This window comes from Geodermatophilus sabuli, assembly GCF_900215145.1.
Classification (GTDB): domain Bacteria; phylum Actinomycetota; class Actinomycetes; order Mycobacteriales; family Geodermatophilaceae; genus Geodermatophilus; species Geodermatophilus sabuli.
In genome coordinates, this window is record NZ_OBDO01000006.1 from 1 (window position 1) to 26,308 (window position 26,308).

The 26,308-nt window shown below is 76.3% G+C and carries 22 protein-coding genes and 1 rRNA gene; 17 read left to right on the top strand and 6 right to left on the bottom strand.

Features of this window, described 5'->3' with window-relative positions; genetic code table 11:
• The 3 genes from rrf to CRP39_RS14265 form a co-directional block, all read left to right on the top strand.
• Positions 1-87 (top strand): 5S ribosomal RNA (gene rrf / locus CRP39_RS14255); the annotation flags it as partial.
• Positions 88-1,367: 1,280 nt separating this feature from the next.
• Entirely contained in the window at positions 1,368-2,174 is an 807-nt protein-coding gene (locus CRP39_RS14260; RefSeq protein WP_097207060.1) for a tetratricopeptide repeat protein, read from the top strand.
• A gap of 99 nt (positions 2,175-2,273) precedes the next feature.
• Complete coding sequence (locus CRP39_RS14265) at positions 2,274-2,630, top strand: single-stranded DNA-binding protein (protein WP_097207316.1); 357 nt, start codon at positions 2,274-2,276, stop codon at positions 2,628-2,630.
• A gap of 5 nt (positions 2,631-2,635) precedes the next feature.
• Here the strand turns inward: CRP39_RS14265 and CRP39_RS14270 are convergent, their stop codons facing one another.
• The gene (locus CRP39_RS14270) at positions 2,636-3,841 is read right to left on the bottom strand and encodes a DUF1015 family protein (protein ID WP_245853868.1); all 1,206 of its coding nucleotides are present in this window, start codon (positions 3,839-3,841) and stop codon (positions 2,636-2,638) included.
• A 225-nt stretch (positions 3,842-4,066) separates the two neighbouring features.
• On the opposite strand from CRP39_RS14270, the gene CRP39_RS14275 reads away from it, so the two are divergent.
• Positions 4,067-4,453, top strand: a complete 387-nt coding sequence (locus tag CRP39_RS14275) for a tetratricopeptide repeat protein (protein ID WP_245853869.1) — start codon at positions 4,067-4,069, stop codon at positions 4,451-4,453.
• Positions 4,450-5,541 carry an HAD-IIA family hydrolase gene (locus CRP39_RS14280; protein ID WP_097207063.1) on the top strand — a complete coding sequence of 364 codons (1,092 nt, stop codon included), beginning with the start codon at positions 4,450-4,452 and terminating at the stop codon, positions 5,539-5,541. Before CRP39_RS14275 ends, CRP39_RS14280 begins: the two co-directional genes overlap by 4 nt.
• A gap of 136 nt (positions 5,542-5,677) precedes the next feature.
• On the opposite strand, the gene CRP39_RS14285 is transcribed toward CRP39_RS14280, so the two are convergent.
• The 4 genes from CRP39_RS14285 to CRP39_RS14300 form a co-directional block, all read right to left on the bottom strand.
• Positions 5,678-6,763, bottom strand: coding sequence for a GNAT family N-acetyltransferase (locus tag CRP39_RS14285; protein ID WP_143426642.1), 1,086 nt, complete (start codon positions 6,761-6,763; stop codon positions 5,678-5,680).
• On the bottom strand, positions 6,753-8,198 hold the full coding sequence (locus tag CRP39_RS14290) for a lipopolysaccharide biosynthesis protein (RefSeq protein WP_172442444.1): 1,446 nt from the start codon (positions 8,196-8,198) through the stop codon (positions 6,753-6,755). The genes CRP39_RS14285 and CRP39_RS14290 overlap by 11 nt, the downstream gene beginning before the upstream one ends.
• Positions 8,199-8,235: 37 nt before the next feature.
• Positions 8,236-9,321 carry a GNAT family N-acetyltransferase gene (locus CRP39_RS14295; protein ID WP_143426643.1) on the bottom strand — a complete coding sequence of 362 codons (1,086 nt, stop codon included), beginning with the start codon at positions 9,319-9,321 and terminating at the stop codon, positions 8,236-8,238.
• Between the two features lie 223 nt (positions 9,322-9,544).
• Positions 9,545-9,862, bottom strand: coding sequence for an alkyl sulfatase C-terminal domain-containing protein (locus CRP39_RS14300; RefSeq protein WP_245853870.1), 318 nt, complete (start codon positions 9,860-9,862; stop codon positions 9,545-9,547).
• Between the two features lie 213 nt (positions 9,863-10,075).
• Between CRP39_RS14300 and CRP39_RS14305 the strand changes: the two genes are divergently transcribed.
• The 5 genes from CRP39_RS14305 to CRP39_RS14325 all read left to right on the top strand — a co-directional run bounded on the left by CRP39_RS14305 (position 10,076) and on the right by CRP39_RS14325 (position 15,158).
• A complete protein-coding gene (locus CRP39_RS14305; RefSeq protein ID WP_097207317.1) occupies positions 10,076-10,366 on the top strand; it encodes a hypothetical protein in 291 nt (96 codons plus the stop codon).
• The gene (locus CRP39_RS14310; RefSeq protein WP_097207068.1) at positions 10,366-11,163 is read left to right on the top strand and encodes a TlyA family RNA methyltransferase; all 798 of its coding nucleotides are present in this window, start codon (positions 10,366-10,368) and stop codon (positions 11,161-11,163) included. The genes CRP39_RS14305 and CRP39_RS14310 overlap by 1 nt, the downstream gene beginning before the upstream one ends.
• A 120-nt stretch (positions 11,164-11,283) precedes the next feature.
• The gene (locus CRP39_RS14315; RefSeq protein ID WP_097207069.1) at positions 11,284-12,321 is read left to right on the top strand and encodes an NAD kinase; all 1,038 of its coding nucleotides are present in this window, start codon (positions 11,284-11,286) and stop codon (positions 12,319-12,321) included.
• Positions 12,293-14,302, top strand: coding sequence for a DNA repair protein RecN (recN, locus tag CRP39_RS14320; protein ID WP_245853871.1), 2,010 nt, complete (start codon positions 12,293-12,295; stop codon positions 14,300-14,302). Before CRP39_RS14315 ends, recN begins: the two co-directional genes overlap by 29 nt.
• Positions 14,303-14,441: 139 nt before the next feature.
• Positions 14,442-15,158: a class I SAM-dependent methyltransferase gene (locus tag CRP39_RS14325; protein ID WP_097207070.1), complete on the top strand. Its 717-nt coding sequence runs from the start codon at positions 14,442-14,444 to the stop codon at positions 15,156-15,158.
• A 69-nt stretch (positions 15,159-15,227) separates the two neighbouring features.
• Here CRP39_RS14325 and CRP39_RS14330 read toward each other — a convergent pair whose 3' ends face one another.
• On the bottom strand, positions 15,228-16,181 hold the full coding sequence (locus CRP39_RS14330) for a TetR/AcrR family transcriptional regulator (protein ID WP_245853872.1): 954 nt from the start codon (positions 16,179-16,181) through the stop codon (positions 15,228-15,230).
• A 164-nt stretch (positions 16,182-16,345) separates the two neighbouring features.
• Between CRP39_RS14330 and steA the strand changes: the two genes are divergently transcribed.
• The 7 genes from steA to CRP39_RS14365 are packed head-to-tail and all read left to right on the top strand — an operon-like array spanning position 16,346 to position 26,294.
• Positions 16,346-17,536 carry a putative cytokinetic ring protein SteA gene (steA, locus tag CRP39_RS14335; RefSeq protein WP_097207071.1) on the top strand — a complete coding sequence of 397 codons (1,191 nt, stop codon included), beginning with the start codon at positions 16,346-16,348 and terminating at the stop codon, positions 17,534-17,536.
• Complete coding sequence (locus CRP39_RS14340) at positions 17,533-18,483, top strand: copper transporter (protein ID WP_097207072.1); 951 nt, start codon at positions 17,533-17,535, stop codon at positions 18,481-18,483. Before steA ends, CRP39_RS14340 begins: the two co-directional genes overlap by 4 nt.
• The gene (locus tag CRP39_RS14345; protein WP_216359743.1) at positions 18,480-19,334 is read left to right on the top strand and encodes a hypothetical protein; all 855 of its coding nucleotides are present in this window, start codon (positions 18,480-18,482) and stop codon (positions 19,332-19,334) included. Before CRP39_RS14340 ends, CRP39_RS14345 begins: the two co-directional genes overlap by 4 nt.
• Positions 19,331-20,956 carry a murein biosynthesis integral membrane protein MurJ gene (gene murJ, locus CRP39_RS14350; protein ID WP_097207073.1) on the top strand — a complete coding sequence of 542 codons (1,626 nt, stop codon included), beginning with the start codon at positions 19,331-19,333 and terminating at the stop codon, positions 20,954-20,956. Before CRP39_RS14345 ends, murJ begins: the two co-directional genes overlap by 4 nt.
• Positions 20,949-22,097, top strand: a complete 1,149-nt coding sequence (locus CRP39_RS14355) for a glycosyltransferase family 4 protein (RefSeq protein ID WP_097207074.1) — start codon at positions 20,949-20,951, stop codon at positions 22,095-22,097. The genes murJ and CRP39_RS14355 overlap by 8 nt, the downstream gene beginning before the upstream one ends.
• Positions 22,094-24,565, top strand: a complete 2,472-nt coding sequence (locus tag CRP39_RS14360) for a hypothetical protein (protein WP_097207075.1) — start codon at positions 22,094-22,096, stop codon at positions 24,563-24,565. The genes CRP39_RS14355 and CRP39_RS14360 overlap by 4 nt, the downstream gene beginning before the upstream one ends.
• Entirely contained in the window at positions 24,540-26,294 is a 1,755-nt protein-coding gene (locus tag CRP39_RS14365) for a CTP synthase (protein WP_097207076.1), read from the top strand. The genes CRP39_RS14360 and CRP39_RS14365 overlap by 26 nt, the downstream gene beginning before the upstream one ends.
• Positions 26,295-26,308 lie beyond the last annotated feature (14 nt).

Sequence of the window (26,308 nt, forward strand, 5' to 3'; positions counted from 1 at the left end):
GGTCTCATTCCGAACCCGGAAGCTAAGCCTCTCAGCGCCGATGGTACTGCCCCGGAGACGGGGTGGGAGAGTAGGACGCCGCCGGACAACCATTCATGAAGACGGGGGTCAGAGCCACGTGCTCTGACCCCCGTCTTCGTGCGTCCGGCCCTTTTCCCGCCAGCACCCGTGCGTGCCGGATCGATCTTCGAGGTAGGCACACTGACATGACTTCTCCGCGTCGAGGCGCCGGCGGTTCCGGCGGACAGGGCGGCCCGCGAGGGGGCCGCACCGGGGGGCCCACACGATCGCAGGGCGGGGGCGGGCAGCGCGGTGCCGCCCCGCGAGGCGGCCAGGGATCGTGGCAGGGGCGCCGTCCGACCGGCGGTGGAGCCGGCGAGTCCCGGCGTCCTGACTGGCAGGAGCGGCGTCCCCGCGAGGAGGGACAGCGCCAGGACCGGCCGCAGTGGCGGGACCGGGCCCCCGGCGACGGCTCGCGTGGTGTCGCACCTGGCCGCTCGGACCGTGGCAGTGGCCAGGGTGGCTGGCAGGAGCGTCGTCCGCAGGGGGATCGTCCGCAGCGTCCGGCCGGCGGGCGGGGTGGCTGGCAGGAGCGTCGTCCGCAGGGGGATCGTCCGCAGCGTCCGGCCGGCGGGCGGGGTGGCTGGCAGGAGCGTCGTCCGCAGGGGGATCGTCCGCAGCGTCCGGCCGGCGGGCGGGGTGGCTGGCAGGAGCGTCGTCCGCAGGGGGATCGTCCGCAGCGTCCGGCCGGCGGGCGGGGTGGCTGGCAGGAGCGTCGTCCGCAGGGGGATCGTCCGCAGCGTCTCGCGGGTGAGCGGGGTGGCTGGCAGGAGCGTCGTCCGCAGGGGGATCGTCCGCAGCGTCCCGCGGGTGAGCGGGGTGGTTGGCAGGAGCGTCGTCCCGAGCGCGGGCGGCCCCAGCGGCCGGACGCCGCGCGCGGCGACTGGCGTGACCGCCGTCCGGACACCGACCGTCCGCGCGGTGACCGTCCCCAGTGGAGCGAGCGCCCGGCGCGTCCCTCCGGGGAGGGCACGCGGTCGGACCGCCCGCAGCGCCCCACGGGTGCGCGGGGGAACAGGCAGGACCGGGGTGGGCAGGCCGATCGGCCGGAGCGTTCCGGGGGCGGTTGGCAGGAGCGCCGTCCCCAGCGCTCGGCCGCCGGTGGCGGCCGCGGTGAGTGGCGCGACCGCCGGCCGAGCGACGACCGGCGCGGGCGACCCGCCGACCGGCCGCGCGCCGCGGGCGGTCAGGAACGGACGCCGCCGCTCGCCGCTGGACCCGCCCTCCCGGACTGGGCCGAGGCGCGCGACCTCGATCCCGCTGTCCGGCAGGCGCTGCGCGGGCTGGAGTCCCGCAACGCCGAGCGGGTGGCCCGGCACCTCGTGGCCGCCGGCACGCTGGTGGACGAGCAGCCCGAGGAGGCGCTCGCGCACGCGCGTGCCGCGCGGGACCGGGCCTCCCGCATCGCGGTGGTCAGGGAGGCGGTCGGCGTCGCGGCGTACCACGCCGGTGACTACGCCGAGGCCGCCCGGGAGCTGCGCGCCTACCGGCGGATGACGGGTGACGAGGCGTACCGCGCGGTCCTCGCCGACTGCGAGCGGGCCCTGGGCCGCCCTGAGGTGGCTCTCCGCCTGGTCCGCGAGGCGCTGGCCGAGCACCCCGGTGCGGAGGACGTCGTGGAGCTCCAGCTGGTCGAGGCCGGCGCGCGTCAGGACCTGGGGGAGTTGCCCGCAGCCCGGCTGGTCCTCGAGGGCGCGCTCGGAGGACGGCCCACGCCGGACGCCGTGGACCTCACCGATGAGGGCACCCTCCGGCTCGCGGAGTCCTACGCGCAGCTGCTGGCGGAAGCCGGTGAGGAGGTCCTCGCCGCGGCGTGGTCCGAGGCGGTCGCCGCGCACACCCCCGAGGAGCCCGACGTGGAGTTCTCCGAGGAGGTGCTCCCCGGGGCGGAGCTCCCTGTGGGCGTCCCCCACGACGACTCCCGGGCCGAGGGGCCCGTGGAGGACCAGCTCCCCGAGGAGTCCGTGACGCAGGCCCGCCCGGCGACGGCCGACGACGCGGCACCGGACGCCGGGGACGAGCCGGACCTGTCCGAGGACATCGAGGCCGAGGTCGCCGAGCTGCTCGGCGAGACCGACGAGACCGACGAGGGCGGGGAGGACCCCCAGCACTGAGCGTCGACACCGGTGCCGTCCCCGTCCACATCCCGGCCGCGCGTCCACAGGACGGCGGCAGGGGTGGGTCGGGGACCCGCCGGCGGCAAGGCTGCCGTCATGAGCGTGGCAGTCATCGACCGGAACGACGTCGTGCTCCGCGGGCGGCTGTCCGCCCCGGCGGAGCTGAAGACCCTCCCCAGCGGTGACACGCTGGTCACCTTCCGCCTGGTGGTGCGCCGGCCCGAGCCGCGGACTCGAGGGCAGTCCGTCGACGTCCTGACCTGCATCACCTACGACCGAGGCCTGCAGCGCCGCGTGGCGGCATGGGAGGCAGGTGACGTCGTGGAGGTCGAGGGGGCGCTGCAGCGCCGCTTCTGGCGCACCCCGACCGGAACGGCGTCGGTCTGCGAGGTCAACTGCCGGCGCGGACGGAAGGTCCCCCGGTCCTCGGGGCCGGCGGTCGCGACGGCGTGACCGGATCAGTCCGCGTGGGGGCGCAGCACCAGACCGGTGCGCGGCTTCGGGACGAACAGGGTCGACTTGCGTGGCATCCGTGCCCCGGTCCGCGCCACCGCCGCGACGTCGGCCGGCGACGGTCCACGCAGCAGGACGGCGACCCCGTGCCTGGCGGCCGCTCCGGCGAGCGCCTCCTGGACCGTGTGTGCCACCAGCACCGACTCGGGGTCGTCCGGGCGTCCCCAGAGCGCCTGGAGCAGACCGTGGTGGGCCAGGACGACGTCCAGCCTCCGCCAGGCCGCCGGCGCCTCGGGCGGCACGCAGGCGCGGACCTGCGCCGACGGGCTGCCCAGCCGGACCAGCCGGGCGCCGTCGCTCAGCAGGAAGCCCTCCTCCGACGGGTCGCCGAGCCAGCGCTGCACCGCCGCGGCCGTCCCGTCGTCGCCCACCGGGACGTCGGTGACCGCGAACCCGGCCGCCGCGGCGGTGACCGCGTCGGCGAGAGGCAGGTCGGGTACCACGCGGTGGATGCCGCGCACCGTCAGCCCGCCGGGCCCCATGGGCGTGAGCAGGGCGAGCAGGGCGCCCGCGCCCGGCGCGCCGGGCGCGCGGCTCTCGTTGGCGCGCGCCGCGGCGAACCGGTGGTGGCCATCGGCGATGACCGCCCCGGTCCGCCCGAGCGCGCCCACCAGCCCGCGCACCAGGCCGGGATCGGTCACCCGCCACAGGCGGTGCTGCACGCCGTCGGCGTCGGCGACGTGCAGCGTCGGCTCGGTTCCCCGGGCCGCCTCCGTCAGGAGCGGCACCTCCGGGTCGGGGTCGTGGGCCAGCACGATCGGCTCGAGGTCGGTGCCCGTCGCAGCGAGCAGCGCGCGGCGGCCCTCGACGGCCACAGGGTAGGTGTCCTCGTGCGGCAGCACCGCCCGGGAGCCGGCCGGGGGCAGGGCGACCGCGCCCAGCCACCCGACCGTGGCCGGTGTGCCGTCGGCCGGGCGCATCTCGTAGACCCACAGTGCCGGGTCGGCGTCGCGGGCGAGCACGCCGTCCGCCTGCCACTGCCGCAGCGTGCGGGCCGACTGCTCGGCCGACCGCTGCACGGAGTCGTCCCCGGGACGCCCGGCCACCGGCGGCACGTGGGGGAGGATGAGGCGCACGACGTTGTGCGGATCGGCCGCGGCCAGGCGCTCCCGTCCCTCGGGGGTCACCAGGTCGTACGCTGGCGAGCTCACCCGGGCCAGATGCCCGGGGTCTCGTTGCCGGTAGGTCAGGGCGCGGAAGGGCCGGACCTCGAGCCCTGTCGCTGTGGGGAGCGGGGAGTCCGCCGACGACGAGGGCACGAGGGGAATCGTAGGAGCGGCGTGCCCCGGTGCGCCGTCCCGGCCGCTGCCGGCGCGGTGCCGCCGGTGCGCGGGCGGCTGTGGAGCCGGTGACCGAGGGGGGCAGGTGTGGCGGACGTGGGGTCTCCCGAGGGGGACGTCTACGACTGGTACCAGCGCGGGCTGCAGTTGCTGGCCAACCGCGACCCGGCGGCGGCCGCGACGCTGCTCGGCCGGGCGGTGGACGCCGAGCCGGGGTCACGCAGCCTGCTCGAGGCACTGGCGCGGGCGCAGTACGACGCCGGACGCTACGCGGAGGCGATGAGCACCTTCAGCGAGCTGATCTCCCGCAACCCCACCGACGACTACGCCCAGTTCGGGCTGGGGCTGGCCGCCAGCCGGGCCGGCGACCTCGACCTCGCCGCCGAGCACCTGGCCCTCGCCGTCGCGATGCGACCGGACCTCGGCCACTACACGCGGGCGCTGCGCGGGGTCCGGGCCCGCCGCACCGGGAGGACGACGTGAGCGGCGGTCCGCCGTCGCTGGCCACCGGGTGCGACCGGCCGCCCACGACGGTCTTCGACGTGGCGCTGCTCGACCTCGACGGGGTCGTGTACGTCGGTCCCGACGCCGTGCCCGGGATACCCGCGGCGCTCGCCCGTGCCCGCGAGGTCGGCATGCGGCTGGGCTTCGTCACGAACAACGCCGCGCGCACGCCCGAGGACGTCGCCCGGCACCTCTCCGACCTGGGCATACCCGCAGGCCCGGACGACGTGATCACCAGTTCGCAGGCGGCGGCCTCGGTGGTGGCCGCGCGGCTGGGCCCCGGAGCGCGCGTGCTGCCGGTCGGTGGCGCCGGCGTCCCGGCCGCGTTGCGGGCCGCGGGGCTGACCGTCGTGGAGCGGGCGGAGGACCAGCCGGCGGCCGTCGTCCAGGGGTACGGCCGGGAGGTGGGCTGGGCGCAGCTGGCCGAGGCGGTCGTCGCGATCCGCAACGGTGCCGAGCACGTGGCCACCAACACCGACGCCACGATCCCCTCGCCGCGTGGCCCGCTGCCGGGCAACGGCGCGATGGTCACCGTGGTCAGCACCGTCACCGGCCGGCCGCCGCTGGTCACCGGGAAGCCGGACCCCGCGATGCACGCCGAGTGTGTCCGGCGCACGGCCGCCCGGCGTCCGCTGGTCGTCGGCGACCGGCTCGACACCGACATCGAGGGCGGCCGGCGCGCGGGAGCGGCCAGTCTGCTCGTGCTCACCGGCGTCACCGACCCGGCGGGGCTGCTCGCCGCGCCCCCCGGCCAGCGGCCGGACCTCGTGGCGGCCGACGCCTCGGGGCTGCTCACCGCCCATCCGGCGGTCGTCGCCGCGGGCGCGGGCTGGCGCTGCGGCGATTGGGTGGCGCGACGAGCAGGAGAGGACGGCCGGCTCGCACTGGGCGCGGACCCCGCCGCGGACCCTGCCGGGGCGGACGACGACGGGCTCGACGGGCTGCGGGCGCTGTGCGTCGCGCACTGGACGGTCCACCCCGAGGCCACCGCACCGCCGCGGGTGCAGGCCGCCGACGAGGCCTCGTCGGCAGCGCTGGCACGCTGGGGCATGGACGGGGCCAGGTGATCGGCCGGGCCCTGCCGCGGGTCTCCGCCGTCACTGACCAGGTACGTACGGCACCGGAGCAGGTCCCCGGCCTGGTCCACGGTCCGCGCCCGCCGGGTGCGGGACGTCCAGCGGCGCTGCTGAGCGGGGTGCAGTCTCACGTCCCCGCTCGGCGTGCGCGGGCGAGGTCGAGGGCCGACGCGGCCGCTCTGCTCAGCGGCTCGGCGAACGGGGTCACCACCGTGGCGATCCCGCGCCGTCCCGGCCACAGTTGGCTCTCCGTGGCGTTGTCGGCGGCCGTGCACGAGTCGCGGAACTCGAGGTCCTCCGTGGGGAACCGATCCGCGTAGTCGACGAGCAGTTGGACGCCCGGCGAGTAGTCACCGAAGCGCTCGTCATAGGCGATCTTCATGTGGAAGACGGCACCGCCGGCCCGCAGCGCGGTCTGCATGGCCACCGGCTCACCGGAGACCTCCAGCGATCGCAGCTCCAACCGACCGGCGGCTGCGAAGTTGCGGCACAACTCGCGGAAGAAGGCCGCATCGCCCGGAGTGCACGCCATCGCCGTCCCGGCGCGGCCCTTCCAGCCCGCCGCCTCCAGCGCGAGGAAGTCCTCGACAGCCTCCGGGTCCCCGGCCCGGTCGACGACGGTCAGCGGTCCGGCAGCCCGCTCCAAGGCCCGTCGGGACCGGCGCGCCCGCTTGTGCCGGCTGCTGTTCGGCGGGCCGCTCACGGTTTCGGCGCGGCTCAGGGTCGCCCGTTCGTGCCCTTCCCAGCGCAGGAGCCGGCCGCGGACGGCGGCCGCCGCCTCCTCGAGCGCCTGCGCCACCGGGCCGTCGATGCCGAGGTCCTCGATCTCGAGGAACAGGGACGTGCCCCGGACCCGCCGCGACGCCCGCAGGACAGCGGTCAACGCCTCCGCCGCCCGGTCGCGGTCCACCAGGGGCGTGCCGATCAACTGGTAGTCGTGCGTCCACGACCTGAACGCGGGGAGGGGCACCTTGGACCGCCACCGCCGCACCGGCACCACCGGCAGGCAGACATCCAGCTCCCGGCCCCGGGTGACGACCAACAGTCGCACCGTCGAACCCCCGGGGAGGTGACGGATGGCGGGCAGCAGGGTCTCGGGCTCGTTGCACGGGTTCGGCTCGGCGGCGCGGGACGCGAGGTCCCGCCAGGCCGCGATCACGTCGCGCCCGATCTCCCGCCCGTCGAGGAGACGGGCCACGGTGTCAGCGGCCACGGGCCGCTGCCACGGTGCGGACGACATCGGTGATGGCATCCCGGGCTCCCAGTGCCGCACCGAGCGCGGCTCCCACGACACCGGCACCGATCACGGCCAGGAGGGAGCCCACCCCCGGCTGGAGGAGGAAGAGGAGGGGCAGGGCACATGCCGTGATGCCGACGGTGACCGCGACTCCGGGGACCATCGCCCGGCCGCACTCGCGCATGCCCGTACCGACGAGGCGGTTGGCCACGACCAGTCGGAGGAGCATGTAGAGCGCGCCGGACACGAGGTGCACGGCTGCGACGACCAGGATGCCGTGCCGGGCAAGGAGGAAGAACGCCGCGATCTCGGTGGCCGCGAAGACGAGGTCCAGTCGCAGGAGCAGCCCCGGCTGGCCCAGCGCCGGGAAGATGTCCCCGGAGGCGAAGCCGATGGCGTTCACGCCGGCTGCCAGCGCGAGCAGGGCCATGGGCCCGACGGCGGGCAGCCACTGCTCGGAGAACAGCACCGGGATCGCATCGCGTGCCACCAGTGCGAGCGCGGCCCCCATCGGGAAGCCGAACAGGGTGAGCAGGGTCAGCGCGCGCAGCATCGTGTCCTTGAAGGTGCCGGCCGCTCGGTCACGAGCGCGCGAGTACCACGGCAGTGCGATGCTGGAGAAGATCCAGTAGACGTTGTCGATCAACAGTTCGGGCAGCCGATAGGCCATCGTGTACTGACCGAGGTCCTCCGGGCCGAGGACGCGGCCCACGGCGAGGTAGTCGGCATTCGATGACACGACCGAGACGGCCTGTACGGCGACGACGGCCAGGCCGAAGCTGAGCAGCGTGCGCACCGCCGTGCGGTCGACGGTGAACCGAGGCAGGAACGGCACCAGCACCCAGTTCACGATCGTGCCCGCGACCTCGGCCGCCAGGAGGCCCCACACGAGGGCCCAGACCCCGTGGTCGAGGAGTGCCAGGGGGATGGAGACCCCGAACCGCGTCACGGCCCGGGCGAGCTCGGCCAGCGTCCGACGCCGGAACTGGAGGTCGCGCCGGAGGACGGCGTCCTGCACCTGACCGGCGCCACGCAACAGGAGGTAGAACGCGACGGCTCGGAAGACGTCGGCGGACTCGGGAACCCGGAAGTAGGCCGCGACGGCCGGGGCACACAGGACGAACACCGCGGTCAGCAGTGCTGCGATCCCGAGGTTGAGGGTGAACGCCGTCTGGACCCGGCTCGTGATGCCGCGCTCCTGGTCGTGGATCAGTGCCGATCCCACGCCGAGGTCCAAGCCGATCTCGAACAGGGCGATCACCGTCATCGCGGCGGCGACGACCCCGAAGTCGTCCGGCACGAGGATGCGTGCCAGCACGAGCGTGGACGCGAAGACGGCCAGCTTCGTCACGCCGAACGACAGCCCGGACCACAGGAAACTGTGCAGCGCCGTTCGGTCGCCGGACGGCATGTCGTGGACCTCCACGGGTTCCTGCGTCGGACGTGCCTCAGTGCCCCCCATCGCCGGCGCCCCACCTCCGCCGCGCGACCCTGGCCACTCGGCGCAGCAGCAGGATCGTCCCCCAGGCCACCGCCCGAACGGTGGGCTGCAGGGCCCGGATGCGCACGTCGGGACGGTTGCCCGTCGCGTACTCGGCCTTGTACGACTCGTCACCGCGGAGCAGGTCGTACTCCGCGCGGCCCTCCTCCGCGGCGACGAGCATGGCCTGGCACATGACCGTCCGGCCGGGGGAGTGGCCACCATCGGGGCGGAACCCGCTCTGGTAGCTGTACGCCCGGTCGCCCATCATCAGGACGTACTCGAGGGCGATGTCGTCCGTGGCGGTCGACAGACGACACACCCGGGCCATGCCTGCAGCGGCCAGGCGGGTCACCGCGGTGACGTGGAAGGTGCGCAGCGCCGGGGTGGAGAAGACGACCGACTCGCACTGGAACCGGGCGTTGTGCATGTCCATGAGGGACTCCACCAGGGCCCCCACCTGGTCGGGGTCGTCCACGACGGAGAACCCGCCCCCAGCCCGCTGCGCCGACTTGAGGCCCCGTGCGCAGCGGCGGCGCAGACGAGCCCGCACCGCGTCGGCCTCCTCACCCCTCAAGGCCACGACGGGCACCGACTCCACCTCGGATCGGTGCGGGAGGCACCGGGGCAGCCGGAGCTCGTCCCGCAGCGCCCGCGCCAGGGCCCCGTCCGCGGCCAGCCCCTCCAGGTCGGCCGCGTCCCAGCGCAACGACCGTGCCAGGTACCGCGCGACCGCGGCCGCGACGGCGCCCCGATCGGCAGGGAGGGCCACGACGTCGAGGTGGTCGGCACCCAGCTTGTCCGTTCCGGCGCAGCGGACCGTCCGTCGGCCTCGCGGCCCCCGCACGAGCTCGAGGGGGAACAGGCCGGCCTCCGGTTCACCGGGACGGCGCACCGCCACGACCCGCACGGACCGGGACAGCTCTGGCTGCTCGGCGAGGGCGGAGAACCACTCCCACGCGAGGAAGGGGGTGCTGACGCCACCGGCGGCCTGCAGCCGCCGCCACATCGGAGCCAGCTCCGGTGCACACAGCCGGAGAACGGCGACGGACATGGGTTCGGTCGACGTGTCCCGCAGCAAGGTCGACGTGTCCCGCAACAAGAGAGCCCCCCCGTGGACGTCGTCCCCGGTGACGACGGCGCGGAGCTCCCCTCCTCCCGGTGGAACCCCGCGTTGCAGTCTGTCAGCCGGGAGCGCCCCTCGAACAGGCCCCGGCGAGCCGGGTCACCCGAAGGAACGAGCCTGACGAGCGGCGCGGCACAGTGGAATCGGGGGCTCAGATCATCTTGCGCAGCCGCAGCAGGTCGCGCAGCCCGGCCTCGAGCTTGATCCGGCCCGTCGCCCACGCCGGACCGAAGGAGAGCTGGCCGTCGGTGAGGGCGACCAGGTCGTCGCTGGTCATCGTCAGCCGGATGTCGGCCTTCTCCAGGGACTGGTCCTCCGGCTCGGCGCGCAGCTCGTGGACCGTGCCGCGGGCCAGCCGTCCCCGGACGATCTGGCCGAGGTCGGGGATCCGGCAGGACAGACTGCGGTCGAGGCCCTCGGCGGCCGGGTTGGCCGCGAGATCTCCGAGGATGCCCTTGAGGGCGGTCATGCACTGCTCCATCGTGGCCACGCCGGCGTGCCTCCATCGCGCGAGGGGATCGGGCGGGCGAACGCTATCCCCCCGTCCACGACCCGTGCCCGTCGTCCCCGGCCGGTAATCTCGCGGCCGGGACGTACCGCCGGCCGGCACGCGCCGTCGGCAGTGCGTCGACCGCGCCGGCGCAGCAGCGCACCGCGCACCCACCCTCCCGAGAGGCGAGTGATGACCGAGCCGAGCCGACCGCGACCGGTGCCCGGTCCGCCGCGTCCCGGCCTGCGCCCGGCGCCGGTGCCCGGCCCGCCTGCCCCGGCCGCTCCGCCGGCGGCCAGGAGCGCGGAACCGGAGGCGGTCAGGGGCGCGGAGCCGGAGGGTCCGGAGGCGGCCGGCGCGCCCACCACGCAGGGCGATGCCTTCGCCGGCCTCGCGGAGCGGCCGCTCGCCGAGCACGTGGCCGCCTTCGAGGCCGAGCACGCCCGGCTGCAGCGCGAGCTCGCCACGATCGACCAGCTCTGATGGTCCGCCGCAGCCGGCTCGACGCGGAGCTCGTGCGGCGCGGGCTGGCCCGGTCCCGCGAACACGCCGTCGCGCTGATCCACGACGGCCGGGTCGCCGTCTCCGGGCGCGCGGCCACCAAGCCCGCCACGGGTGTGGGCCCCGACACCCCCGTCGTCGTCCGGACCGACCCCGACGAGCCGAGCTGGGTGTCCCGGGGGGCGCACAAGCTGCTGGGGGCCCTCGAGGCGTTCCCGGTCCCGGTGGAGGGCCGGCGGGCGCTCGACGCGGGGGCCTCGACCGGTGGCTTCACCGAGGTGCTGCTGCGCCGCGGCGCCCGGGAGGTGGTCGCTGTCGACGTCGGGTACGGCGAGCTGGCCTGGTCGCTACGAACCGACGACCGCGTGACGGTGCTCGAGCGGACCAACGTGCGCTCCCTGACCCCGGAGCAGATCGGCGGCCCGGTCGACCTCGTCGTCGCCGACCTGTCGTTCATCTCGCTGCGGCTGGTGCTCCCCGCGCTCACCGCCTGCGCCAGGGGCGAGGCCGACCTGCTGCCCATGGTCAAGCCACAGTTCGAGGTGGGGCGGGAGCGGCTCGGCGCGGGAGGAGTCGTCCGCGACCCCGCCCATCGGCAGGACGCCGTCCTGGAGGTGGCCCGGGCCGCGGCCACCCTCGGCTGGGGCACCGCCGGCGTGGTCGCCAGCCCCCTGCCCGGGCCGGCCGGGAACGTCGAGTTCTTCCTGTGGCTGCGGCGTGACGCCGGCCCGCCGCGGGAGGACGACGTGCGCGGGGCCGTCGAGGAAGGACCATCGTGAACCATCGGCCCAACCCATCGACCGGTGTCACCGAGGAGGACCAGTGACCGATCCCGCGAGGTCAGGCCGGGACACCGGACGGCCCGGAACGCGACCGACCAGCACCGGCGAGGAGGCAGCGTGACCGAGGTCAGCCCCGCGCTGTGGGCGCCCGGCGCGAGCCGGCACGTGCTGCTCACCGTGCACACCGGTCGGCAGGACATCGTCGAGCTCGCGTGCAGCTCGGCCGCCCGCCTGGCCAAGGCGGGCATCACCGTGCGCCTGCTGGAGAACGAGGCGCCCGATCTCGACATCGAGGGTGCGCACGTCGTCGCGGCCGACGCCGAGGCCGCCCGGGGCGCCGAGATCGTCATGGTCTTCGGGGGGGACGGCACCTTCCTGCGCGCCGCCGAGCTGGCCCGCTACAGCAACGCCGCGCTGATGGGCGTCAACCTGGGCCGGGTCGGCTTCCTCGCCGAGACCGAGCCGGAGGCGGTGGAGGAGACGCTGACCGCCATCGAGCGCTGCGAGTACTCGGTGGAGAAGCGGCTGGCCATCGAGGTCGACGTCCTGGACGACGCCGGCGCGGTGGTGGGCGGCACGTGGGCGCTCAACGAGGTCTCCGTGGAGAAGATGGAGCGCTCCCGGGTGCTCGACGTCGTGCTCGCGATCGACGGGCGCCCACTGACCAGCTTCGGCTGCGACGGGATCCTCTTCTCCACCCCCACCGGCTCCACGGCCTACGCGTTCTCCGCCGGCGGCCCCGTGGTCTGGCCCGACGTCGAGGCGATGCTCGTCGTGCCGTCGAACGCGCACGCGCTGTTCTCCCGGCCGCTGGTCACCTCACCGGACTCGGTGCTCACCGTGGTCATCCCCGCCGACGGCAACCGCGCGCGGGTCTCCGCCGACGGCCGCCGGGCGCTGGAGGTGCCCGAAGGAGGGCGGGTGGACGTGCGCCGGGCCGACCGTTCGGTGCGGATCGCCCGCGTGCACAAGGCCACCTTCGGGGACCGGCTCGTGGCCAAGTTCGGCCTCCCCGTCCGTGGCTTCCGGGACGCGCGCACGCACGACCCCGGCCACGAGCTCATCCCGACCCGCAACGTCCTGGCCCGCGGCATCGTCAGCGGGAACCCGGGGGAGGAGGACCGCGGTGGCGGCACGGACGACGACGGCGCGTGAACCCCGCCGCAAGGCGGGCAAGGCCGCGGCCGTCCCGGTAGTCCCCCAGGTCACCGACCAGGGGGACCCGGTCCCCGGCGAGGCGGGGCCGGGTAGCGCGGCCGGGGAGCCGGGGCGGGTCCCCGGTCGCGCCGCACCCGCCGGCGCGGCGTCGGCGGATCCGTCGGCACCCGGCCGGCGCGGCCGGCTGACCGAGCTGCGCATCCGCGGTCTCGGCGCCATCGACGACGTGACCCTGGAGCTCGGCGACGGGCTGACCGTGGTCACCGGCGAGACCGGCGCCGGCAAGACGATGGTCGTCACCGGGCTCACCCTGCTGTTCGGCGGGCGCGCCGACCCTGGCCGGGTGCGGGCCAACGGCCGCGCCGGGGTCGAGGGCCGGCTGGCCCTGCCCCCGGACTCGCCGGTGTGGGAGCGCGCCGCGGACGCCGGCGCCGACCCGGACGACGACGGCAGCCTCATCCTCGCCCGGACGGTGAGCGCGGAAGGCCGGTCACGGGCGCACCTCGGCGGGCGCAGTGTCCCGGTGGGCGTCGTCGCCGAGCTGGCCGAGGGGCTGCTGGCGGTGCACGGGCAGAGCGACCAGCTGCGGCTGTCCCGCCCCGCCGAGCAGCGGCGGGCGCTGGACCGCTACGCCGGCGGCGACCACCTGGCGCTGCTGGACCGCTACCGGGAGGCGTACGCCCGCTGGCGACAGCTGGCCACCGACCTCGAACGCCGGCGCGGCCAGGCCCGCGAGCTCGCCCAGGCCGCCGACGTGCTGCGGCACGGGATCGAGGAGATCGAGGGCGTCGGTCCCCAGCCGGGTGAGGACCAGGAGCTCGACGCGCAGGCCCGGCGGCTCAGCGACGCCGACGCGCTGCGCGCCGCCGCCGACGAGGCCCGGATGGCCCTCGTCGGCGACGTGACCGGCGATCTCGGCGGGGAGGACCTGCCGCAGGACGCCAGCGCCGCGCTCGCCATCGCCGAGCGCGCCCTGGCCGCCTCCGACGACCCCACGCTGGTGATGCTGGCCCAGGACCTCTCCGACGCCGTCGCGGTCGTCTCCGACGTCGCCGGCCAGTTGGCGACGTACGTCGCCGACCTCGACGCCGACCCGGCGCGACTGGCCGAGGTGCTGGACCGGCGCGCGGCGATCACGGCGCTGGTCCGCAAGTACGCCGACGTGGGGGAGGGGGCCACCGGCGTGCTGGCGTGGGCGGAGGACGCCCGTCGGCGGCTGGCGGAGCTCGACGTCTCCGACGAGGCCCTCGAGGCGCTGGAGGCCGAGCGCGACGCCGCCCGCGCCGAGGTGGCCGACCTCGGTGCGCAGGTGTCGGCCGGCCGGCGGGCGGCCGCCGACGGGTTCGCCGCGGCGGTGGGCCGGGAGCTGGCCGGACTGGCGATGAAGAGCGCGCGCGTCTCCTTCTCCGTCGACAGCGACCCCGACGCGCCCGGCCCGGAGGGCATCGACGAGGTGGCCCTGCTCATGGCCGCCCATCCCGGGGCCCCGCCCCGGCCGGTGCACAAGGGCGCCTCCGGCGGTGAGCTCTCCCGCGTGATGCTCGCGATCGAGGTGGTGTTCGCGGGCGCGGACCCCGTGCCGGTCATGGTGTTCGACGAGGTCGACGCGGGCGTCGGCGGGCAGGCGGCCGGGGAGATCGGCCGGCGGCTGGCCCGGTTGGCCCGCCGGCACCAGGTCGTCGTCGTCACCCACCTGGCCCAGGTCGCGGCGTTCGCCGACACCCACCTGGTCGTCGACAAGTCCCCGGACACCGGCGCCGGCGTCACCGCCACCGACATCCGTGCCGTCGACGGGGAGGACCGGGTGCGGGAGCTGGCTCGGATGCTGTCCGGGCTCACCGACAGCGACACCGGTCAGGCGCACGCCCGCGAGCTGCTGGCGGTGGCCGCCGAGGCCCGCGTCGCGGCACAGCGGCCGGCCCAGGACGTGGGCGCCGGTACCGGGGCGGGGCGGCCGGGCAGGCACCCGTCCGGGTGACCGTCCGGCCGCGGCGGTGCCCGGCCGGGGGACGGCGAGGAGTGGCGGGCCCGCGGGCGGGGTAGGCGTCGGTCGTGCGCAACCGATGCCTGGTCGGAGTCGACCACCCCACGGCCCGCCGGACCGGCGGTGCCGCCCGGTGAGCTGCTTCTCCTCTGCTGACGAGTCGGCGCACTACGGGTTCTCCGTCTGCATGCTCCTGCAGCACTACCGCCAGCAGCTGAACTGGGCGGAGGAGGGCGTGGTCGAGCTCGGCACCGGTGACGCCACCGCCATCGCCGACGTCGTGGCCGGGCTGCCGGAGCTGCGGGTGCGCAGCTTCGACATCAGCGCCCCGTCGGTGGCCCGGGCACGCGAGAACATCGCCGCCCGCGGCGTCGCCGACCGCTACACCGTCGAGCTCGGCGACTTCTTCGACGGCGCGGACTCCGCGGGCGCGCCCGCGGTCTCCACGGTGATCGCCAACCCGCCCTACATCCCGGCGCCGGACCGCGACATCCTCATGCCGGAGCTGTGGGGCGGGGTGTACGGCAACGACCTCGTGCTGCAGCTGCTGAAGTCCGGCTACCGCAACGTCGTCGTCGCCGTCCCCAGCTACTCCGACCCGGCCGGCACCGTGGCCACCGCCGGTGACCTGGGCTACCGGGTGGCCAACTTCCTGGCGATGGGGCTGGACTACGGCCCCTACAGTTCCGAGCCCAAGGTGCGCGAGCACATCCGGGCGATCTGCGCCGGGGGTCGCGGCTGGGCCGGGGACGACGAGTACATGGTCGCCGTCGCCCTCTTCACCCAGGACCCCGACATCCCCGGCGACCGGTCCACCCAGCTGCTCCGCGCGCTGCAACTGCAGGTCTGAGCGTCCTCCGGGGTGGCGGACGGGACGTCCCGGGCGGATCCGTCCCGGAACCCGGCCGGAGCCTGGGGGTCAGCGCCGCTTGGCGTACCCCGCCAGGCCGAACTGCAGCAGGGCCAGGCCGCGCTCGCCGCGGGCGCGCAGCTCGGCGGTGAGCTCCGGGCCGGTGACCCCGGCCAGCACCCGGTCGCGGGCCAGCTCGAGCAGCGCCGCGTACAGGGCCAGCACCGCGTGGGCGGCCAGCCCCGGGGCGAGCTCGCCGGGCTCGGCGCGGGTCTCCTCGGCGATCAGCTCGGCCAGCGCCGAGGTGAGCTGCCCCAGGATCTCGCGCTCGCGCACCTGCAGCGTGTGGCTGCCGCGGATGATCCGGGCCATCTCCGCCACGCCGGCCGCTGCCTCCGGCGCGCCCAGCCCGCTCATGGCCCGGACGACGAAGGTGCCGGCCGCCGCGGTCACCGACTCCCCGGCCGGCCGGGTGCGCACCGCGTCGAGCAGCGCGGCCCGCATCGGCGGGTCGGCCTCGAAGACCAGGCCCTCCTTGACCGGGAAGTGGTTGAACACCGTCTTCTCGACCACGCCCGCGCGCTGGGCGATCTCCACCACGCTGACCGCGTCGAAGCCGCGCTCGGCGAACAGCTCGGCGGCGGCGTCCACGATCGCCGCGCGCGTCTGCTGCCGGCGGCGCTCGCGCAGACCCGGGCCGCGCAGCGCGCGCCGGTTCCGCCGCCCGCCGCGGCCCGGGTCGGCCGGTGCTGCCGCGGTCGCAGCGGGGGCGGGCGCCGTGGCCCCGGGTAGCGGTGGCGCGGCGGTGTCCGTCCCCACGGCCTCGTCGGGGACCGGCAGGTCGCCGGCCACGGGCGGGCCGTCGGCCGGGGCGTCATCGGGCGGCGCGGTGCCCGCGAGGGGGACGCCGTCCCGGGTGTCGTCGGGGAGCGCACCGGCGGGCAGCGCGCCGCCCGCGGGCACGTCCTCGGTGGGCAGGTCGTCCTGGTGGGTCCGGTCGACCGCGTGCGCCCCTCGTGTCACCCCGGCAACGCTAGCCAGCCGCCCTGCACGCTCCGGCGGCCCCGGTCGCGGCACCGCGCCCGGCGTGTCGCGCCTTCGTGGTGTCGGACACTCAGCGTGACGGAACGGTCGCCCCTGCGCGTCGGTGGACGGCCCGCCGGAGCGCCCGTGGGAGGGTGTAGGCCATGCGCATCGGCTCTCTCCGTCGTGGCCGGGCACCGGAATCGGCCCCCGGGGTGGTGGCCGGCACCGTCCGGCTGGACCGTCGGACGAAGAACCTCACCAAGCGCCTGCGCCCCGGTGACGTCGCCGTCATCGACCACGTCGACATCGACCGCGTGAGCGCGGACTCCCTCGTGGCCTGCAAGGTCGCCGCCGTCGTCAACGCCTCGGCCAGCACCTCCGGCCGCTATCCGAACCTCGGCCCCGAGATCCTCACCGACGCGGGCATCCCGCTGGTCGACAACGTCGGCAAGGAGGTGCTCTCCGCGGTCAAGGAGGGCGCCCAGGTCCGGCTCGACGGCGACACGCTGCTGCTCGAGGACGGCACCGTGCTCGCCAAGGGCACCCTGCAGACCCCCGAGACCGTCGCCGAGGCCATGGCCGAGGCCAAGGCCGGGCTGTCGGTGCAGTTGGAGGCGTTCGCCACCAACACCATGGAGTACATGAAGCGCGAGCGGGCGCTGCTGCTCGACGGCGTGGGCGTGCCCGACGTGACGACGCAGATCGAGGGTCGGCACGTGCTCGTGGTCGTCCGCGGCTACGACTACAAGGAGGACCTCCAGGCGCTGCGGCCCTACATCCGCGACTACCGGCCGGTGCTCATCGGGGTCGACGGCGGCGCCGACGCGCTCAAGGAGGCCGGTTACCAGCCGGACATGATCATCGGCGACATGGACTCGGTGAGCGACGACGTCCTGCGCTGCGGCGCCGAGGTCGTCGTCCACGCCTACGCCGACGGCCGCGCCCCCGGCCTGGCCCGCGTCCAGGACCTCGGTGTCGACGCCATCACCTTCCCGGCCGCGGCCACCAGCGAGGACATCGCGATGCTGCTGGCCGACGAGAAGGGCGCCAAGCTCATCGTCGCCGTCGGCACGCACGCCACCCTGGTGGAGTTCCTCGACAAGGGCCGCGGCGGCATGGCCTCGACCTTCCTCACCCGGCTGCGGCTGGGCGGCAAGCTGGTCGACGCCAAGGGCGTCAGCCGGCTCTACCGCAGCCGCATCTCCACCACCGCGCTGGTCGTGCTGGTGCTGGCCGCCTTCGTGGCCATCGGGTCGGCGCTCGCGGTGTCCGCGGCCGGCCGCGTCTACTTCGAGCTGCTGCTCGACCAATGGAACAGTTTCGTGTTCTGGCTGGAGAACCTCTTCTCGTGATCGACTTCCGCTACCACCTGGTCTCGTTGATCGCGGTGTTCCTGGCCGTGGCGCTCGGGATCGTCATCGGCACCACCGCGCTGAACCAGCCGATCCTCAGCGACCTCGAGAGCCAGGTGGACGCGCTCGCCGCGGACAAGCGGTCGCTGGAGGACCAGTCCCGCGACCTGCAGGCCCAGCTGGACACTGGCGACGCCTTCGAGGACGCCGTCGCCCCCGCCCTGGTCGCCGGCAGCCTCACCGGCCGCAGCGTCGTGCTCGTGCTGACCGGTGAGGAGGTCGAGGCCGACACCGTCGAGGAGCTCTCCACGCTGGTGGGCCAGGCCGGCGGCACGGTGACCGGCACCCTCCGCCTGCAGCCGGAGTACAGCGACCCCGCGACGGCCGCCAGCCTGCAGAGCTACGTGACCGGCCCGGGCCTGCCCACCGGCCTGACCCTCCCGGAGACCGACGACACCGGTCAGCTGGTGGGGTCGCTGCTGGCGCAGGTCCTCATGGTGCCCGCCGGGGGAGCGCCGGCACCGGACACCGCCGCGCTCTCCTCGGTCCTCGCCGGCCTCTCCGCGCTGGAGGTGCTCACCCAGGAGTCGCCGTCGGTGACCCCGGCCGACTTCGCGGTCGTCCTCACCGCCGGTGACTTCCCCGACGACGAGGCCGCCGACCGCACCGACACCCTGGTCGACCTGGCCGTGGCCCTGGACGCCGCCGGCTCCGGTGCCGTCGTCTCCGGCGACGCTGCCAGCGCGCGGGACACCGGCCTGGTCGGGGTCATCCGCGCCGACCCGGAGGTCTCCGCCGCGGTGTCCACCGTCGACAACGTCGGCACCCCCGCCGGCCGGGTCAGCACGGTGCTGGCGCTCGGGCGGGAGGGCGAGGGCACGTCCGGCAAGTACGGCACGGGCGAGGACACCCAGCCGGTGCCCCCGGTCCCCGCCGCCACCCCGTGACCCGCCGGTCCGACGGCGGCGCCCGGCGGCGGGCGCTGCTCGCACTCGGCGGCGGGATCGCGGCCCGCGCCGCACTGGCCGGAGCCGCGGCCCTGACCACGCGCCCGGCCGGGGCGCCCTGGCGCCGCACCAACTACGCCGGCCGCCCGGTCACCCTGCTCGGCGGCCCCGCGCTGGCGTTGGCCGCCACGGCCACCGCGGCCGCCGGCGCCCCGGCGGGTGCCCGCGCCGCCGCCGTCCTGGTCGGCACCGCCTCCGGGCTGGTCGGCGCCTACGACGACCTCGCCGGCGCCCGCCCCGAGCAGGCGCGCGACAAGGGCCTGGCCGGTCACCTGGCCGCGCTGCGCGCCGGGCGCGTGTCCGCGGGCGCGGTCAAGGTCGCCGGCATCGGGGCGGCCGCCGCGGTCGCCGCCCTCCTGACCCGGCGCGGTCGCGGCGCCGGCGCGCTGCTGGACGCCGTCCTCACCACCGGCCTGGTCGCCGGCACCGCCAACCTCGTCAACCTGCTGGACCTGCGGCCGGGCCGGGCGGGCAAGGCCGCCGCCCTGGTCGCGGGGGCCACGCTCGGCGGGCCCGCCGGCACCCTCGTCGCCGGCCCGCTCGGTGCCACCCTCGGCACCCTGCCCGCAGACCTCGACGAGCGCGTGATGCTCGGCGACTGCGGCGCCAACGCCGTCGGGGCCCTCCTCGGACTGCGGCTGGCGGAGCTGCCCGCCCGCCCGGCCCGCGCCGCACTGCTGGCCGCCGTGGTGGCGCTGACGCTGGCCAGCGAGAAGGTGAGCTTCACCGCCGTCATCGACGCGACCCCGGGGCTGCGGGAACTGGACCGGCTCGGCCGCCGCCCGGCATGACCCGGCGGCAGGTCCTCAGCGGCGTCGCCGGCGCCGCCGCGCTCATGTCCGTCCTCACCGTCCTGGCCCGGCTGGCCGGCTTCGGCCGCACGCTGGTGTTCACCAACGCCGTCGGCGCCGACAGCACCGGGGACACCTACGTGGCGGCCAACGCCGTCCCCAACATCGTCTTCGAGGTCGTGGCCGGCGGCGCCCTGGCCGGCCTGGTCGTCCCGATGCTGGCCGGCGGGATCGCCGCCGGCGACCGGGAGCGGGTCCGGCGCACCGCCTCGGCGTTGCTGGGGTGGAGCCTGCTGGTCCTCGTCCCGCTCGCGGTGCTCGTGGCCGTGCTCGCCGAGCCGATCGCCCGCCTGCTGCTGGGCGGCGGGGACCCGGCCCAGGTCGACCTGGCCGCCCGGTTCCTGCTGGTCTTCGCGCCGCAGGTGGTGCTCTACGGCATCGCCATCGTGCTCACCGGGGTGCTGCAGGCGCACCGGCGCTTCGTCGGGCCGGCGGTGGCGCCGCTGCTCTCGAGCGTGGTGGTGGCCGCGGCCTACCTCACGTTCGCCCGCATCGGCGGCAGCCCGACCGCCGGGGACCTCTCCACCCGGGCCGAGCTGGTCCTCTCCGTGGGGACGACGCTCGGCGTGGCGGCCATGGCGCTCAGCCTGCTGTTCCCGCTGCGGCGGTTGCGGCTGGGCCTGCGCCCGGCGCTGCGCTTCCCGGTCGGCGCGGCGCCGCGGGTGCGCAGGCTGGCCCTCGCCGGCGTGCTCACCCTCGCCGGGCAGCAGCTGGTGGCCGTGGTGGCGATCCGGCTGGCCAACGCCGGCGCGCCCGACGGCACCCAGGTCGCCTACACCGCCGGCCTCACCCTCTTCCTCGTCCCCTGGGCGGCGCTGGCCGTGCCGCTGGCCACCTCCGCCTACCCGGGGCTGGCCGAGCGGGCCGACGCCGGCGACGAGCACGGGTTCCGGCGCGGGCTGGCCCCGGTCACCGTTCTCGTGCTGGTCACCGCGCTCGCGGCCGCGGCGGTGCTCGTGGCGGTCGCCGGGCCCATGGCGCGGGTCTTCCTGGGCAGTGGGTCCGACGCGACGGTGGCGGCCCTGCGCGACACGATCATCGCCTTCGCACCGGGCCTGCTGGGCTACGCGCTGGTCGCCGTCCTCACCCGGGCGCTGTACGCCCGCGGGCTGTGGAAGGCCGCGACGGTGTGCGTGCTGGGCGGCTGGCTGCTCGCCGTCGTCGCCGACGTCGTCCTGGCCGGGCTGCTGCCGGCCGCCCACCGGAGCGCGGCACTGGCCGCCGGGCACAGCCTCGGCGTGACCGTCGCCGGGCTGGGGCTGCTGGCCGTCGTGGCGCGCGTCGTCGGGCCGGCGGGGCTGGCCGGCGTGGCGCGAGCCGGGCTGCCCGCGCTGGTGGCCGCGGTCCTGGGCGGCGCCGCCGGCCTGCTGGTCGCCGGTGCGCTGGGTGCCGACCCGGTGCCCCGGGGCGGCCTGGTGTCCGTGGTCGGTGCCGGGCTGCTCGCCGCGGCGAGCGCCCTGGCCGTCGTCGCGGCGGTCATGATGGGGACGGCGCGCGGCCCGCTGCGGGCTGCCGTGCGTGGACTGCGTTCGATCGACCCCCAGGAGGTGCGCGGTGGCTGAGCCGCTCCCGCTGCAGGGCCGCCGGGTGACCGAGGTGCTGGCGACCAGCACCGGCGGCGTCGGCACCCACGTGCGGGCGGTGCTGCCGGCGCTGCTCGCGGCCGGAGCGGACGTCGCGGTCTGCGGGCCGGCCACCACCGAGCAGCTGTTCGGGTTCACGGCGACCGGCGCGTCGTTCACCCCTGTCGGGATCTCCGCCGGCCTGGCCCCGGCCGCCGACGCCCGCGCCGTCGCGGCACTGCGGCAGGCCACCGCCGGGGCCGACGTCGTGCACGCCCACGGGCTGCGCGCCGGCCTGGTCGCCGCCGCGGCCCGCCGGCTCGGGGACCGCACCCGGCCGCTGGTCCTCACCCTGCACAACGCACTGCCCGACGGCGGCGGTGCGCTGCGCCGGGTGCTGCGGGCCGCCGAGCGGGCCACCGTCCGGGGCGCGGACCTCGTGCTGGCCGCCTCGGGTGACCTCGCCGAGAACGCCTGGCGGCAGGGTGCCCGCGACGTCCGGGTGGCGCCGGTGTCCGCGCCGCCGCTGCCCCCGCCGGGCCGGCCCGCCGCCGCGGTGCGCGCGGACCTCGGCCTGTCCGACGGGCGCCCGCTCGTGGTGGCGGTCGGCCGGCTGCACCCGCAGAAGGGCTACGACGTCCTGCTGGCCGCGGCCGCCCGCTGGACCGCCGACGCGCGGCTGCCCGAGGCGCCGCTGGTCGCCGTCGCCGGTGACGGTCCGCTGCAGGAGGAACTCGGCGCCCGGATCGCCGCCGAGCGGCTACCGGTCGTCCTGCTCGGCCGCCGCGGCGACGTCGCGGACCTGCTCGCCGCCGCCGACGTGTGCGTGCTGCCCTCCCGCTGGGAGGCCCGCTCGCTGACCGCGCAGGAGGCGCTGCGCTCCGGGACACCGCTGGTGGCCACCCGCACCGGTGGGCTGCCCGAGCTGCTCGGGGACGCCGCCGAGCTGGTCCCGGTGGGGGACGCCGCGGCGCTGGCCGAGGCCGTCACCGGGCTGCTGACCGACCCGGATCGAGCACGGGCGCTGGCCGAGGCCGGCACCCGCCAGGCCGCGACCTGGCCGGACGAGGCGGCCACCGCCCGCCAGCTGGTCGCCGTGTACCGGGAACTCCTCGGCCCGCCGGGGGCCGGCGCCCGATGACGTCGGTCCGCCGGGCCGCCGCGCTGCTGGCCGTGCTCCTCACCGTGCTGATCGCCGGCGGGACGACGGCCGCCGCGGCCCCCGCCGCCGGGGCCCGAGCCGACCGCGTGCTCGTCGTCGGCGTCCCCGGCCTGGTGTGGAGCGATCTCGACCCGGAGGCGACGCCGAACCTGTGGGCGCTGGCCGAGGACGCGCCGATCAGCGCCGTCTCCGTCCGCGCCGCCCGCGCCACCAGTTGCCTGCTCGACGGGTGGGCCACCCTCGGTGCCGGCAACCGGGCCCGCTTCCCCGCCCCCGACGAGGCGATCCCGCCGGTGCCGCTGCCGACCGTGCCCCTGCCCGGCGAGGCACCCGGCACCGACGGCGAGCCGGCCGAGCCCGAGGCGGGCCCCGCCGACGACGCCGTGCCGGAGGAGGAGCAGGCCCCCGCCGTCCCGCCGGTCGCGCCGTCGCTGTCGCACTGCGGGCTGCAGGAGCGGCTCGCCGCCGCGGGGCTGGCCGATCCGCAGTCGGCCGTCGCCGCGGTGGCGGCCGACCGGGGCACCGCCCGCTTCGGGGCCGAGCCGGCCGCGCTCGGCGCCGCGGTGGGCTGCGCCACCGTCGTCGGCCGCGCCCCGGCGCTCGCCGTCGCCGCGCCCGGCGTGGAGCTCACCCAGCGGGAGCGGCTGCCTCCCGACCCCGGGCTGGTCGCCGAGATCCTCACCGGCTGCCCGCTGACGCTGGTGTCCCTCGACCCGCTCGTCGACGCCGGGCAGGCCGACCTCGAGAGCAGCGACACCGGCACCGAGCCGCAGCCGCGGGCCGCCGCCGTGGACGCGATCGACGCCGCCGTCGGCCGCCTGACCGACGCGGTGGACGCCGTGCCGGGGGAGACCCTGCTGCTCCTCCAGGGCGTCTCGGAGGTCAACGACGGCCGGCCGCAGCTGCACGTGGGCATCGCCTCGGGGCCCGGTTTCGACGAGGCCGCCTGGCTGAGCTCGGCCAGCACCGGCCGGGCGCCCTTCACCCAGCTCATCGACGTCGCCCCGACCGCGCTCACCGCCCTCGGCCTGGACGTGCCGGCGTCGATGAACGGCCAGCCGCTGCGGGTGGCCGGCGAGCGGCCGCCGCTGGCCGAGGCGGTCGACGTCCTCGACCGCGCGAACACCACCGCGACGGTCCACCACCGCAGCACCGGCGCGTTCTTCTGGGGTCTGGTCGCCGTGACCGCCGCCGTCGTCGGGCTGGGCCTGGTCGTGGCCGGCGGCCGGCGCCGGAACCGGGCGCCGCGGCCGGCGGGGGAGTGGCTGCGCGGCGCCGTCCGCCCGGTCGCGCTGGGCGCCGCGGCGCTGCCGGTCGCCACCTACCTGGCCGGCCTGCTGCCGTGGGAGCGGACCGGCGGGGAGGGCGGACGAGCACAGCTGGCGCTCGCCGGGTCGGTGCTGCTGACCGCCGCGGCCGTGACGGCGGTGGCCGCGCTCGGCCCCTGGCGGACCTCCCGCCTCGGGCCACCGGCGGCGGTCCTGACGATCACCCTGGCCACCCTGGTCGGTGACGTGCTCACCGGGTCGTCCCTGGAGCTGGGCGGCCTGCTCGGCTACGACGCGATCGTCGCCGGCCGCTTCACCGGCTACGGCAACCTCTCCTTCGGGCTCCTGGCGGTGAGCTCGCTGCTGCTGACCGCCTTCGCGGCGGCGGCGGCCGGACGGCGGGCCCCGGCGGCCCGGGCGCGGGCGGTGGTGGCCGGCACGGTGCTGGGCGCCGGCGCGCTGCTCGTGCTGGTCATCGGCGCGCCTGGCCTGGGGCGGGACTTCGGCGGCGTGCTCGCCGCCCTGCCCGGCTTCCTGCTGCTGGCCATGCTGCTCACCCGCACCCGCGTCACCCTGACCCGGCTCGCCGCGGTGCTGGCGACGGCCGTGGTCGCCGTCGGCACGCTCGCGGTCCTCGACTGGCTGCGTCCGCCCGGCGACCGCAGCCACCTCGGCCGGTTCGTCGAGCAGGTGCTGACCGGCGAGGCGTGGACCGTGGTCAGCCGCAAGGCGCAGGCCAACCTCGACATCCTCCTCGGCAGCCCGCTGGCCTGGATGCTGCCGGTGGCGCTGGTGGCCGCGGTCTGGCTGGTCCGCCCGGCCGGGGGGCGGTGGGGCGGGTGGGTGCAGCGCCTGCTGCCGGCGCCGCTGCGCGGCCCCGGGCTGCTGCGCGGCCGGTCGGATCTGCTGGCCGCCGACGACCTCGCGACCCTGCGGGCCGGGCTCCTGGCGGTCGCGCTGAGCCTGGCGGTGGGCGCCGCGGTCAACGACTCCGGGGTGGCCCTGCCGGCGACCGCGGCGGCGCTGCTGGTGCCGCTGCTGGTGTGGCTGGCCGCGGCTCCGCGGACCGCCGGCCGGGCGGGGACCGAGGAGGCCGACGGCACCCCGGGTCCCGACCCGGTCGAGGGACCGGACCGTGTTACGGTCGTCTCCCGTGGATCGACCGTCTGGAACGCGTGACAGTAACTACGGGCCGGGGGGTCTCCTCCACAACTCCCAGCCGACGAAGTACGTCTTCGTCACCGGTGGAGTGGTCTCCTCTCTCGGCAAGGGCCTGACGGCCAGCTCCCTCGGGGCGCTGCTGTCCAGCCGGGGGCTGCGGGTGACCATGCAGAAGCTGGACCCCTACCTCAACGTCGACCCCGGCACGATGAACCCCTTCCAGCACGGCGAGGTGTTCGTCACCGAGGACGGCGCCGAGACCGACCTGGACATCGGCCACTACGAGCGGTTCCTCGACACCGACCTGACCGGGCGGGCCAACGTCACGACCGGCCAGGTGTACTCCGACGTGATCGCCAAGGAGCGCCGCGGCGAGTACCTCGGCGACACCGTGCAGGTCATCCCGCACATCACCAACGAGATCAAGGCCCGGATCATGGCCGGGGCCGTGGGGCGGGCGGGATACGACGAGGATCGGGTCGACGTTGTCATCACCGAGATCGGCGGCACCGTCGGCGACATCGAGTCGCTGCCGTTCCTCGAGGCCGCCCGCCAGGTGCGGCACGAGATCGGCCGCGACAACTGCTTCTTCCTGCACATCTCGCTGGTGCCCTACATCGCGCCGTCGGGCGAGCTGAAGACCAAGCCGACCCAACACTCGGTCGCCGCGCTGCGCAGCATCGGCATCCAGCCCGACGCGCTGGTCTGCCGGTCCGACCGCGAGATCGGCACCGGTCTCAAGCGCAAGATCAGCCTGATGTGCGACGTCGACGCCGAGGGCGTCATCTCCTGCCCCGACGCGCCGTCGATCTACGACATCCCCAAGGTGCTGCACCGCGAGGGCCTGGACGCCTACGTCGTCCGCCGGCTGGGGCTGCCGTTCCGGGACGTCGACTGGACCGTGTGGGGCGACCTGCTGGACCGGGTCCACGCGCCCAAGCGGACCGTCACCATCGCGCTGGTCGGCAAGTACATCGACCTGCCCGACGCCTACCTGTCGGTGACCGAGGCGCTGCGGGCCGGCGGGTTCGCCCACCGCAGCCGGGTGCAGATCCGCTGGGTGCCCTCCGACGACTGCCAGACCCCCGAGGGGGCGGCGCACGCGCTGGCCGGCGCGGACGGCGTCTGCATCCCCGGCGGGTTCGGCGTCCGCGGCATCGACGGCAAGCTCGGCGCCATCCGCTACGCCCGCGTCAACGGCATCCCGCTGCTGGGGCTGTGCCTGGGCCTGCAGTGCATGGTCATCGAGGCCGCCCGCAACCTGGCCGGGCTGGAGGAGGCCAACTCCGCCGAGTTCGACCCGGAGACCCCCGACGCCGTCATCGCGACGATGGCCAGCCAGGTCGACGTCGTCGCCGGTCAGCGCGACATGGGCGGCACCATGCGGCTCGGCAGCTACCCGGCCGCGCTCCAGAAGGGCTCGGTCGTCGCCGAGGCCTACGGCGCCACCGAGATCACCGAGCGCCACCGGCACCGCTACGAGGTGGCCAACGCCTACCGCGACCGGCTGGCCGAGGCCGGCCTGGTGTTCTCCGGCACCTCGCCCGACGGGCTGCTGGTGGAGTTCGCCGAGCTGCCGCGGGAGACCCACCCGTTCTTCGTCGGCACCCAGGCCCACCCGGAGCTGAAGAGCCGCCCGACCCGCCCGCACCCGCTCTTCGCGGCGTTCGTGCAGGCCGCGATCGACTTCTCCGAGTCCGCGCGGCTGCCGGTGCCGGTGGACGAGGCGGAGAAGGTGGGGATCTGATGGCACGACGGGAC

Excerpts from the sequence above, each read along its gene's own strand:
- CRP39_RS14295 (WP_143426643.1), bottom strand. The coding sequence starts at position 9,321 with ATGTCCGTCGCCGTTCTCCGGCTGTGTGCACCGGAGCTGGCTCCGATG.
- CRP39_RS14305 (WP_097207317.1), top strand. The coding sequence starts at position 10,076 with ATGACCGAGCCGAGCCGACCGCGACCGGTGCCCGGTCCGCCGCGTCCC.
- CRP39_RS14265 (WP_097207316.1), top strand. The coding sequence starts at position 2,274 with ATGAGCGTGGCAGTCATCGACCGGAACGACGTCGTGCTCCGCGGGCGG.
- CRP39_RS14300 (WP_245853870.1), bottom strand. The coding sequence starts at position 9,862 with ATGACCGCCCTCAAGGGCATCCTCGGAGATCTCGCGGCCAACCCGGCC.
- CRP39_RS14290 (WP_172442444.1), bottom strand. The coding sequence starts at position 8,198 with ATGCCGTCCGGCGACCGAACGGCGCTGCACAGTTTCCTGTGGTCCGGG.
- CRP39_RS14360 (WP_097207075.1), top strand. The coding sequence starts at position 22,094 with ATGACGTCGGTCCGCCGGGCCGCCGCGCTGCTGGCCGTGCTCCTCACC.
- steA (WP_097207071.1), top strand. The coding sequence starts at position 16,346 with ATGCGCATCGGCTCTCTCCGTCGTGGCCGGGCACCGGAATCGGCCCCC.
- CRP39_RS14310 (WP_097207068.1), top strand. The coding sequence starts at position 10,366 with ATGGTCCGCCGCAGCCGGCTCGACGCGGAGCTCGTGCGGCGCGGGCTG.
- murJ (WP_097207073.1), top strand. The coding sequence starts at position 19,331 with ATGACCCGGCGGCAGGTCCTCAGCGGCGTCGCCGGCGCCGCCGCGCTC.